Source organism: Butyrivibrio sp. LB2008, from assembly GCF_000621565.1.
Classification (GTDB): domain Bacteria; phylum Bacillota; class Clostridia; order Lachnospirales; family Lachnospiraceae; genus Butyrivibrio.
Window position 1 is genome coordinate 40,495 of sequence record NZ_JHXZ01000014.1, and the last position, 11,870, is coordinate 52,364.

Sequence of the window (11,870 nt, forward strand, 5' to 3'; positions counted from 1 at the left end):
TCCCCTCATTGATGATCTTTTTGTAAAAAGTCTTTAAAATGCTCCGGATCGAGCAGATATTCTTTATTATTGTGCGCCGGCTCGTCAATTACATCTTCAAGCATGGCTCCCAGAATCTCTCCCATTTGCTTTCCGGGCGTAACGCCATGTTCGATCAGATCTTTGCCGTTAACCGCAAGATTTTTCAGACTTACACACTCGCCGTCTTCTTTTATCTTTTGATAAAGCGCTCTCGAGTCTTCTATATTTTTGAGCTTCTCATCGCGACAATAATCGCTCTGAGCCATTGTATCCGCATATTTGACATCCAGAAGGAAAGGAAATTCTTCCTCACCCACTCTGTTCATCACTCTTCGCACGTTCTTAGCCGTAGCAGGAAATCTGTCATCATGGTATTTAACAAGTTTGCATACTCTGTCCATGGTATTTCTGTCAAACTTAAGCCTTCTGAAGAAATCATGTGCCATCCTCTCACCAAGCTGGGCATGACCCTGAAAGTGATTTATGCCTTCATCATCCGTTGTGATCGTAGCAGGTTTGGCTATATCGTGTAAAAACATGGTAAGTCGAAGCACTTTATCATTTCTCACATACTTAAGCGAATTGATGATATGCTCTCCTACGCTGTACATATGATGCGGATTATCCTGATTCGTTTTCATACATAGATCAAACTCAGGGATTATGACCTTTGTAATTCCAAGCTCATACATAACTTTAACCTTCTCAGGATGATTGGAAACAAGCAGTTTTACTAGCTCCGTCTGGATTCTCTCCGCACTTATCCTGGACAAAGAAGGTGCAAGTTCTGTTATCGCCTCTTTTGTCTTTTCTTCTATATCGTAGTCAAGCTGCGCCGAGAATCTTACAGCTCTCATGATTCTGAGTGCATCTTCGGTAAATCTTTCCTTAGGTTCTCTGACACATCTTATAAGTTTATTCTCAAGGTCTTCTATCCCTCCGAACCTGTCTATAAGCCCCTCTTCTTCGTTGTAAGCCATGGCGTTTATGGTGAAGTCACGTCGCTTCATATCCTCGGTAAGACTCTTTGTAAAAGTCACTTCGCTGGGATGCCTGCTGTCTTCATACTTTCCGTCTATCCTGTAAGTTGTTACTTCATAGCCCTCTTTATCCATCAAAACGGTGACCGTTCCGTGCTGGATTCCCGTATCAATCGTTCTCTTAAATAGCTTTTTTATATCCTGAGGCAATGCATTGGTCGTTATGTCCCAATCTCCGGGTTCTCTCGATAAAAGTGCATCTCTTACACAACCCCCGACCACATATGCTTCATAACCAGCTTTATGCATGGTATCCAATATCTTTTTCGCATTTTCCGGTAATTTAATAATCATACCTTCATAATAGCCCAAAGAATATCAAATGTGAATAATGGTCTAGGAATTTTCTTCATCTCGATATATACTAAATATATGAAATTATGAGGAAATCGGAATGAAATTTAGAGTCAACAACAATTTGATAGCAGTAGGCTTTCTACTGCTGATTTTGGTAGGCATTTTTTCTTTTATAAAAGTTATTGATTCTTCCTACCATTTTAGATCACCTTTACTAACAATGGATGACGGATGGACTGTTTCATATAACGGCAGAGTTCTTGCTGAGGATCAGAATTTGAATGATATCGAGATTCCCGTTATCAACAAAAATGATTCTCTTGTATTAACAAGAATGCTTCCTTCAATCCCTTACAGCCGTTCTTGCCTTTACTTTTTTTCCATGCACAGTATTGTTGATGTAAATGTATTCCACTACAACGATCGTTCTTCAAAGGTGGAGAATTGGCAGGTTTATACATACGGTCGTGAGCTTTACAGCCAGACTTCAGAGGTTCCAAACAGATATAATCACGTTCCTCTTGATTCAACATATTCAGAAGAAAAGATCATTATTACATTCATAGGAACACGGGAAGCTTCTTTTTCTTCGTTATCACCTCTTGTTATAGGAACGAGTGTTGATATATTATCCTATCATCTTTTAAATAACACGATTAACCTTTTTGCCGGAGTATTCCTTTTAGTGCTCGGGTTTATTCTTATAATCATTTCTCCTTACATGTTCTTGTATCATAATAAGGAGTCACGACTCTTTTTCAGTGGACTTACTTCGCTTCTTTTTGGAACATACATTGTTTCAAGATTTAGCTTTATTGATATGCTTATAAATAATCCTCAGGCAAACGCATTTTGTGAATATTCTTCATTTATTTGCATGCCCATTGCCATTCTGGGATATTTCATCTCGATATTCAGGGGAAAACTCAAGAGATTTTTGAAGCTCCTTGTAATCTTTGACATTCTTCTCTTTGCGGGAATGATGATCTTGCATCTTTCTACAATTAAGCGATTCTCACTAATGACACCGTTTATTCAGGGCTATATCGTTTCAGAGATTATCATGGTTCTGATCATTCTCGTAATAAACAGAAAGCATTTCAGAAATTCGCATAACCGAAATCTCAGCTCCGACATGTTCTTCCTTATCGGTGTTGTGACATTCATTGTTTTCTCATCGGTAGATATTGTCTTATACAATATACACAAGTATTCCAGCAATCGTGGCTATAGCGCACCTTACGGTAACGGATTTACTTTTGGTGCCGTTATCTTTGTATCATGCCTGCTTATCAGTTATATGTTCTACAGCATCTACAGTAGCAGGATTTCTTCAATGCAGGAAAGGCTCTCGGATTTTGCCTATACCGATCCTTTGACCGGTCTTTCCAACAGAGCCCGCTGTGAACAGGTGATGAATGTTATTTCACAGGATCGCAGTATTTACGTTATTATCAGTATCGACCTTAACAAACTTAAGATGGTCAACGATACTTACGGACACCATGAAGGCGACCGCCTGCTTACCGGATTTGCAACAATCCTTACTGATTGTTTCTGGGATGCCAATCTCATAGGTCGTATGGGTGGTGATGAATTTGTTGTTATTATGCTTGGTGAGCATGCTTCCAGCTGCACTAAGAGAATACACGAATTCCATGCCCTTATGTCCGACTGGAACCGCAAAGAGCAGATATTCCAGTATAGTGCTTCTTATGGATATGCCTACAGTTACGAAGTTCCCAACGGCTCCTCTAACGAAGTATATATGCTCGCTGACTCACGTATGTATGAAATGAAAAAAGAACATCACGGCAGAAAAGAAATGGAGATGGGGATGGAGGTGAACGCCAATGCGTAAATTCATAACCTTCATACTCTCGTCCATACTTTTTATTGCATTAACATCTTTTATATTCACATCATTCCTCAATTTCAAGCAGAGGAAGCCGATGTATGACCTTTCAAAAGGATGGGTTGTAACCTACAAGAATCAGCAGTACCAAAATACAGATATCTCTCATTTGAGCGATCAGTTGGGACTTACCTTTTCAAGAGGTGACAAGATAACCTTAAATCGTCCCAATCCTATTCAGAAAAACAATGCGGATTTCCCGTATCTTGTATTCAAGTCACAGCATTGTGCTTATGAAGTATATCTTGACGGTGACAGGGTAGCTTATGAGAATCTGTCCGCTACAACAAACGGTTCTTTTATCGGAACAGGTTATAATATTATTCCTCTGAAAAAATTTGAAGGAAAAAAACTTACCATTATCCTATATGTGGCGGAAAATGACACAAGGATCAATGTTACAACTCCTTTATTGGCAGACTTTAACGACATATACAGAAAACTTCTGTATACCGCTGCATATCCGCTACTTACAGGAATGTTCCTCATAGTATTCGGACATATATTTCTCCTCATCTCACTTGTTCTTTACATGAGATCCTCCGGAGTATTTACGCAGATAATATGCTCACTTATTGTAATTCTTTTAGGATTATGGCTTCTGACAACATTTGACTGTACAGCGTTCCTTGTAAGTAAAGATGTGACCACGTTTATGAGCTACCTGTCTCTATACCTGATCGTACCGTGCGTATATCTTCTTATATACAACCTGCACAAGCAAAGTAATTTCTCAGTTGTTGCTGTATTGGGAATTTCATCGTTTGCATTCAGCGTATTTTTTACTGTGCTACATTTGCTTAACAAAGTGCATATACATCACTTTTTGATGCCACACTTCATACTCTCTGTCATATCCTTCCTTGCTCTTATTATATATAACATCAAGGATTTTAAGAGCAAAACAAGAAATGCCTCGACTCAGATCATCATGTTAGGTGTATCATCTGTCAGCCTGAGCCTTTTATTATCGGCGTTTATGGAAGTCACAAAGAGAGATCTTGATTGCCGAGACAGTGTTATAATGAATTTCATGATTCCATCCGCTGCGTTATTCTTTGTAATTACTCAGCTGTTGAACCATTTCGTATTCATGACAAAGTTCTATGCTCAGAGAAAAGAATATGCTTCTCTTGCACAACTTGCTTATGAGGACGCGCTTACACGTCTTCCTAACAGAGCAAGCTGCGATATGAAGTTAAATGAACTTGATCATTCAGATGACGATTTCTGTATTGTCAGCCTCGACCTTAACGGTCTGAAACAGGTTAACGACAATGACGGACATCCCGCCGGAGATAAACTTATTAAAAGCTTTGCAGATGCGCTCTCCAAAGTATTCTGCCGAAAAGGCGACTGCTTCAGAACCGGTGGTGACGAGTTCCTTGCAATATTTGACAGCATAGGCCGTGATGAACTGGATGACCTTTTGAGAAAGCTTGATAATCTCCTTCTGGAACTTGATGAGAAGGATCCGGATGTAAACCACAGTGTTTCATACGGATATGCATTCCGTTCGGAAACAGAGGAACAAGATGTCCATTCAGTATTCATGCTGGCCGACAAGAAGATGTACGATGCAAAACGTAAGCATTATGCAGAAATTGGAAAAGAAAGGTAATAAAAACTCCTAACCATGAATCGCGGTTAGGAGTTTTCTTTATTTCAGCTCAACAATTATCTCATTGCCTTTACTAAGTATTCTATGATACGAGCTTTCATGACAAAGCTCAAATCCATCCTCGTCACTTACATCAGATACTCTTTTTACATCCTTTAGACCATAGTAGTTATAAAATCTGTAGGAACTCCACTCATTGGTGCCTTCTTCCAGATAGTTCGGAACAAGCTTATGTATAAGCACATAGTCATAAGGAAGATTCTCAATACTCGGAGCAAATCCGGTACTTCCTTTTATAAGAATATCTTTTTCCCCATCCTGCAAATAGCATTCCAAGTCTGTCAGATCGTCAATTACTTCTTCTGTTCTGAAATCAACATAGTCCATCTGAATCGAAAGTGCATTCCCGTAAATAAAAGAAAATGTGAAAAAGCACCAGGCCATAATTGCCACAAATCCTTTAGAAATATATCCGACAGTTCCTTGTCCGTAGCACACTACTATTGCACTTATCAAAAAGAGTAATATAGAAAAACCATACATTGATCTTGGCTCAATAAGAGTACTGTCAAGAAGCGGATATACTCCAAACGCTGTGAGTAACAACAGTATACCTGTAACGATCGCACCGATAAAGGCATATATCTTTTTTACCTGAGAAGATAATACCGAAACCGTCACAAATGCAATGGCTACCAAAATCGCCAACAGATTCCACCACTTCATGAAATCGGCAATAATCGTCATATATATATTGATGTAATTATGCATAACAGCCGCAAAAATATTATTTCCAAAAGATACTCCGTTGTTAATGTATCCTTCTTCAATAGGTTTGACCAAAAATACTGCAAAGAAAGCAAGTGTCAAAATATATGTAATTGCTGATTTTGCAACGAAGATCAAAGATTCCTTAAGAGTGTTTTTTCCATAATTCCAATTCCAAAAGGCAATCAGAATAACCAACATCGGATATACTCCCGATGATGCCTGATAGGTCATGCACATTACAAGTAAACCGATGACTGATGCGGCAATATACTTGTACTTGCTATCCATCCACAAAAAGGGAATTATTACAGCAAGAATGGACAATGCCATAAAAACAGAATCCACTTTATATGTAATATTCTCCAAGAAGTACGGAGATAGAATTATTGTCCCGCACACGTAAGGCAGAATACCTATCTTTTCAGATTTTCCCAGGATCTTAAACACTATAATTACGGATAATGCCAAAAACAAACACGCTAAGATCTGCGTTAACGGGGATACATCTGAAACATGCTTGTTACAGTTTACCAATATTGAAATCCAGTCGGATATATACCTGCTGTCATAGGCATTTCCCATATACCCTTCAAGATTTCTTCCAAGATCATCATTATAAAGAACATTGGCACGAATGATTGCCGAAATTTCAGTAAGAAACAAAATCCCCATGATAAATATGGATTTTGCATTTTTCTTTAAAGATTCCATATATTCTCTCCGCAAAAGTGTATTTTGCCCTCCCCAACATTCAATATAATAGCATCTACTCGAATGCTTTTCTATAAGAAATATGATTGTTCTGCTCGGGGACTGTGTGGGCTATATATTTTTAATAATATTTCATATATTTTTTATCAGTTTTGAGACATGTATATTGGATAATATATTTATCACTACTTTTAGTAAGTCAATCTATAACGAAAAGAGGTATGTATGAAAAACATTAAAATTTTTTCGCTTATTGAAGTACTTATTCTAAGCTGTATTTTTAGTGCTTGCGGCAAACAATCCGATGCAGAATCTGAAACAGAAGAAGCCGCAGCTGTCGAGAAACTCACTCTCGTCAATACAAAGAGTGAAGTTAAAACTCAAATAGAATCTCTTGCAAGTAAATATGCGCAGGAAACAGGTATCACTGTTGAAGTCATCGGTATAGAAGCCGGTGCAAATGTTCAAGCTACTATCAAAGGATTCTATCTATCCGATCAGATGCCTGATATTATCTGCTGCGAAGCTGCTGACTTCTCTAATTGGGACGGTCTTTTGGTTGATCTGAGCGACCAGGATTGGGTAAACCGCACAGATGCAGAATTTGTTGACCCGACATTCGGAACACTGGGATTCCCCTATACAACCGAAGCTATCGGGCTTGCTTACAATGCAGATATTCTCTCTAAGTGCGGCGTCGATCCCGCTTCTATTACAGGACCGGACTCGATGAGAGCTGCATTTGAAGCAATAGATGCCAAAAAAGACGAGCTTGGTCTTAGAGCTGTTATCGGTTACTTTACGGAAGCCGAAAACTTAGGATGGTCAGCCGGAAACCATATATTTGGCGCATATCTTGACTCAGGACTGGACCGTTCCGACACAACATATATTGATCTGTTTAATGATGGTGGAAAGCTCGACGATTCAAGATTCAAGGACTATGCCAATATGATAGGTCTTTTTAATCAGTATTCTGATCCCGAACTCCTCACTACAGGCGCTTATTCAGACCAGGTTGCAAACTTCGCATCAGGCAAATATGCATTTATCACCCAAGGTTCCTGGATTGGTGCAGCTATGACCGGTGACAATTCAAGCGAATACGCATCTGCAGGAAACTTTAAAGTAGGAATGGTTCCTTACGCTTTTCAGGAAGGAATGGACACAATCCTGACAAGTTCGCCGTCATGGTGGGCGGTCACAAAAGAAGGCCAGGTTGATGCAGCCAAAGAATTCCTCCAGTGGTGCTCCGGCTCAAACGCTCAGCAAATTCTGGTACAAGAAGCAGGATTTGTCAGTCCTTTTACAGATTGTACATTCGTTGCTTCCGATCCTTTTGCACCGGTTATCGCTGAATATATAGCTGCAGGCAAGACATCAAGCTGGCATTGGATGAATATGCCGGGAGGACTGGGGCAACAAGGACTGTCTTTTGCCTTCCAGAAATATGCTGCCGGAGAAGTCGATGCAGACGGTTTCACAAACGAGATCAAATCCATTGCAACTAAATGGTTCGAAACGCTTTAAGGAGGTGGAAACGTGAAAGACAATAAAAAAGTAATCGTAAACAAAAAAGATTCCATCGTATTCCAGTTATCTTCCTTGAACTTACTGATGCTTATATCATTTTTGGTTGTAATGTACATGGTTATGTCTGCCATGAAAACATCGACTACGAGCAGTATCAACATGTTTGACTCAATGGTCGAACTTACAACACATGAAGCAAAGCTTAAATCAGATATTATGAACCTGTACGATCAGACAACAGGTTATATATCCGCTACCGCTGTTGAAACACAGACTGCTCTTCTTCCACAGATTGATGTTGCAAAACAGGATGTTGCTTCTGACATAGAGACATTAAAAAGCAACTTTGCACAATATAACGATGAAGAAGTAAATACTCAGCTTGAAGAGATTTCTTCACAATATGAACGACTCCTGGCTTTTATAGATTCGGCCATTGCCAAAAGCGATGCCGGTGACAGAGATTCGGCTTATAATACCCTCTTTGACAAGGCTGAAATACAGAAAATAGCTATTTTCCACTCATCAAAAGCTCTTGATAAAGCCATTGCCAATTCTTCAGCTGAAACTACCGCCACAATGAGTGCACTGTTCAGTCATGGTAGTTTTGTAGGTATTATCGGCGTGCTTATAATGTTACTTCTTATAACATTTAACTTCCTTATATGCTATAAGAACATCGTTAAGAAAATTGAACGCATCAGCGGTGAAGTAAATACAATAATCACCAATATCGAAGGTGGTAACGGTGATCTGACAGCAAGAATACAGACCAGGACACGTTCCGAACTTTTATATATCACCACAGGTATAAATCATTTCATTGAAACGCTTCAGGGAATAATGAAGGATGTAAAAAACGGTTCTGTTGTCCTTACAAGTTCATCAGAAAAAGTATCTTCACAGCTTCAGATTGCTGAGGACAGCGTAACAAACACTTCTGCGGCACTTGAAGAACTTTCGGCAAATATGGAGACTGTTGCAGGAACTGTATCATCCATCAATGACCGTGTTGAAGACGTAAAGGCAGCTGCCCAGGAAATCACGGAACAGGCTCTTTCCGGTACCGAGACCGCTGTAACTGTTAAGAAAGAGGCAAATGAAGTTAAAGACCGCGTCAATCAAAAAAAGATTGCCGCAAGCGGCCACGTATCACAGCTCTCAGAGGTACTCTCAAAATCTGTGCAGGATTCCGAAAAGGTCAGCCAGATCAACGAACTTACCAATGTCATCTTGGATATAGCAAAACATACTAATCTCCTCGCACTCAATGCTTCGATTGAGGCCGCACGTGCAGGTGAAGCTGGTAAAGGCTTCTCAGTTGTAGCTACCGAGATCAGTAGTCTTGCCGAAAACAGCCGGGTAACTGCTGCAAATATCCAGGATATAAGTGCAGAAGTTACGGAAGCGGTTCGACGACTTGCAGATAACGCCCAGTCAACGCTTGATTACATTAACGGAACCGTGCTCAGCGATTACGATGATTTCGTTGAAACAGGTGAAAAATATGAGCACACTGCGGATATCATGAGTGATTCCTTCGCAGCATTTGATGATAAAGCTTCTCACCTAAACCAAATCATGCAGGAAATGGTTGAATCCGTAAGAATGATAACAGACTCCATAAAAGAAAGCTCTCTCGCCATCTCATCTTCTGCCGAGAGTTCATCTGAAATTGTCGGCGGTATAAAGAAAATTTCAGATGCTATCAATGAAAATAATGAGATTACCGAGCAACTAAACGATACAACGCAGAAATTCAAATCGTTATAATCTATCCACAAATCGTTTTCCGTAGGAAGTGACTTTTCCACAAAGTCCCTTCCTTTCTTTATCTCTGATACTTTTATCAAATTACCCCTCCAAAATCAAACATTATAATATTCCGATTGACAACGAACACCTCACATGTTATAAGTGTATTAATTCAGATAATACAGATGGTGTTATGACATAATTTATTGCAATAAAAAGGAGTGACCTATGAAAAAGAAAACAACGACAGCAATTTTATTAGCAACTACAATGATGCTCGCTCTTATGGGATGTGGCGCAGCTTCAACAGATACAGACTCTTCATCGGATGCAGCTTCTGTTTCAGAAGTTAATGCAGCGTCAGATACAAACACATCCGGCGATACCACCAAGGAAACAGATGCTGACACAAGCTCAGACAGTGCTTCTACAGAATCTTCAATATCTTTAACTGATGGCTCATTTGAATATAAAGGAAAGACCATTTCTATCCTGGATGATCTTGAGACTACTCTTGATACATTTAATACTCTTTTCCCAAATGATTCCCAGGAACTTGCTTCAAATGCCGGCTCAAACCTGCACGTATACGGTTATGATAATGATTCCAACGGGCAATGTAATATTGATATAATTTCACATCTTAGCGGTGATAAGCAGCTTCCCGGTCAGATTGATATACTGGAGCCTGATTATAAAACACCTGAAGGGATAAGTGTAGGAAGCTCACGTGCCAATGTCATCGCAACTTATGGCGAGCCATCTGAACACAATGGCTGTGAGGATGACTGCACCCTATATTATAAATTTGATAAGTGCAACCTCCGCTTCGATCTTATGAATGGCAAAGTTCTTTGTATTGTTTTGCTACACCCCGATTTTCCTAATCAATGATGTTAACTAACACCATAATGCATGGAGGACAATGATTATGAAGAAAAATGCGACAACTGCTCTTATACTGACAACTTCAATGATGCTCGCACTTATGGGATGTGGCACAGCTTCGACAGATACGGACTCTTCATCTGCTGCTTCAGTAGCAGAAGATACAAAAGATAAAGACAACTCTGACACTGAATCAAAAGCATCCGTTGATCCCGCTACTATAGCTGAATCTTCGCTTGAATATAAAGGCGAGAAATTCTCTCCCCTTGAAGATCTACAGTCTACACTTGATAAGGCAGGCTCTGTCGCCGAGCTTGCTTCCGGTTGTCCCAAAGAGGTAGGGATAGATTCCGGTAACTTCGAATACATGTATGATGTGGTCAACGAGGAAAAGGACGACGCGGGGCTATTTATCGAAACACGTCAGGAAAATGACGATCAAGGCATTTGGCAAATATCAAGTTCAAACCCTGATGTAAAGACATCTACGGGCATACATCCCGGAAGTACCGAGGCAGAAGTTACTGACGCCTACGGAAAGCCTGACAGAAAAGACGATGAATATAATTTTTCTGTATATGACTTCGGGAATTACTGTCTTACATTCTCAATAGAAAATGGTAAAGTAACACGCATAACCTCAGAAAACGCTATGCCCATTACAGAAGATACCTTGGACAATTCTAACAATGAACCAAAAGCCCCTGTTGATCCCGCTACTATAGCTGAATCTTCGATTGAATATAAAGGCAAGACGTTCTCTCCCTTTGAAGATCTCCAGGCTTCACTTGATAAGGCAGACTCTGTTGGTAAGCGTTCCTCTGATTCCCCTGCACAGCTTGCTGAAGGTAACCCCAACTACACATATTATTACGATGTAATAGATGCGCAGAACAGCGAAAGTGGCCTTTCTTTCTCTACAACCGATGATGATAATGGCAAACAGATCATTATGCAGGTTACAAGTTTTGACCCCAGCGCAAAAACTACTAAAGGCATACATCCCGGAAGCACAAAGGATGAGCTTTTCACAGCATACGGCGAGCAAAAGCCTGATGAACTCGGCTTTTGTTCCTATGATTTCGAAACTTACGGTCTCTTATTCAAAGTAGCGAATGACAAAGTAATAATGATTGCTTCAGAAACAATGAATTACCTTGACTAAAAAATCAGAAAATGAATTTGATTTAAACCTCTTTGAAGAATATGAGAAAGAAAAAGCAGATGGCACGTTAGTTACGAGGCCAATTGAAAAACTTTGGAAAGAACTCGAGGTATGAGACAGCAAATCACTGCTCATACCTCGAGTTTCTTAGTT

General features: G+C 39.8%; 9 protein-coding genes. 7 read left to right on the forward strand and 2 right to left on the reverse strand.

Annotated features, from left to right (window positions below; translation table 11 throughout):
• Positions 1–5: 5 nt before the first annotated feature.
• A complete protein-coding gene (locus T356_RS0104035) occupies positions 6–1,355 on the reverse strand; it encodes a CCA tRNA nucleotidyltransferase (protein ID WP_026513391.1) in 1,350 nt (449 codons plus the stop codon).
• Positions 1,356–1,455: 100 nt separating this feature from the next.
• Here T356_RS0104035 and T356_RS0104040 point away from each other — a divergent pair, with 100 nt between their 5' ends.
• Both T356_RS0104040 and T356_RS0104045 read left to right on the forward strand, forming a co-directional pair.
• Entirely contained in the window at positions 1,456–3,219 is a 1,764-nt protein-coding gene (locus tag T356_RS0104040) for a GGDEF domain-containing protein (protein WP_026513392.1), read from the forward strand.
• Positions 3,212–4,894, forward strand: coding sequence for a GGDEF domain-containing protein (locus T356_RS0104045; protein WP_026513393.1), 1,683 nt, complete (start codon positions 3,212–3,214; stop codon positions 4,892–4,894). Before T356_RS0104040 ends, T356_RS0104045 begins: the two co-directional genes overlap by 8 nt.
• A gap of 39 nt (positions 4,895–4,933) precedes the next feature.
• On the opposite strand, the gene T356_RS0104050 is transcribed toward T356_RS0104045, so the two are convergent.
• Complete coding sequence (locus T356_RS0104050; RefSeq protein WP_026513394.1) at positions 4,934–6,376, reverse strand: glucosyltransferase domain-containing protein; 1,443 nt, start codon at positions 6,374–6,376, stop codon at positions 4,934–4,936.
• 225 nt (positions 6,377–6,601) lie between these two features.
• Here T356_RS0104050 and T356_RS0104055 point away from each other — a divergent pair, with 225 nt between their 5' ends.
• From T356_RS0104055 to T356_RS21805, 5 genes are all read left to right on the forward strand, one after another.
• Complete coding sequence (locus T356_RS0104055) at positions 6,602–7,906, forward strand: ABC transporter substrate-binding protein (RefSeq protein WP_026513395.1); 1,305 nt, start codon at positions 6,602–6,604, stop codon at positions 7,904–7,906.
• A 12-nt stretch (positions 7,907–7,918) separates the two neighbouring features.
• Complete coding sequence (locus tag T356_RS0104060) at positions 7,919–9,682, forward strand: methyl-accepting chemotaxis protein (RefSeq protein ID WP_026513396.1); 1,764 nt, start codon at positions 7,919–7,921, stop codon at positions 9,680–9,682.
• A 210-nt stretch (positions 9,683–9,892) separates the two neighbouring features.
• On the forward strand, positions 9,893–10,558 hold the full coding sequence (locus T356_RS0104065) for a hypothetical protein (RefSeq protein WP_026513397.1): 666 nt from the start codon (positions 9,893–9,895) through the stop codon (positions 10,556–10,558).
• Between the two features lie 37 nt (positions 10,559–10,595).
• On the forward strand, positions 10,596–11,717 hold the full coding sequence (locus tag T356_RS0104070; RefSeq protein WP_026513398.1) for a hypothetical protein: 1,122 nt from the start codon (positions 10,596–10,598) through the stop codon (positions 11,715–11,717).
• Positions 11,710–11,832 carry a DUF6290 family protein gene (locus tag T356_RS21805; RefSeq protein WP_442856027.1) on the forward strand — a complete coding sequence of 41 codons (123 nt, stop codon included), beginning with the start codon at positions 11,710–11,712 and terminating at the stop codon, positions 11,830–11,832. The genes T356_RS0104070 and T356_RS21805 overlap by 8 nt, the downstream gene beginning before the upstream one ends.
• The last annotated feature ends 38 nt before the right edge of the window (positions 11,833–11,870 follow it).

Coding starts and splice junctions, on each gene's coding strand:
- T356_RS0104035 (WP_026513391.1), bottom strand. CDS start 1,355: ATGATTATTAAATTACCGGAAAATGCGAAAAAGATATTGGATACCATG.
- T356_RS0104040 (WP_026513392.1), top strand. CDS start 1,456: ATGAAATTTAGAGTCAACAACAATTTGATAGCAGTAGGCTTTCTACTG.
- T356_RS0104045 (WP_026513393.1), top strand. CDS start 3,212: ATGCGTAAATTCATAACCTTCATACTCTCGTCCATACTTTTTATTGCA.
- T356_RS0104050 (WP_026513394.1), bottom strand. CDS start 6,376: ATGGAATCTTTAAAGAAAAATGCAAAATCCATATTTATCATGGGGATT.
- T356_RS0104055 (WP_026513395.1), top strand. CDS start 6,602: ATGAAAAACATTAAAATTTTTTCGCTTATTGAAGTACTTATTCTAAGC.
- T356_RS0104065 (WP_026513397.1), top strand. CDS start 9,893: ATGAAAAAGAAAACAACGACAGCAATTTTATTAGCAACTACAATGATG.
- T356_RS0104070 (WP_026513398.1), top strand. CDS start 10,596: ATGAAGAAAAATGCGACAACTGCTCTTATACTGACAACTTCAATGATG.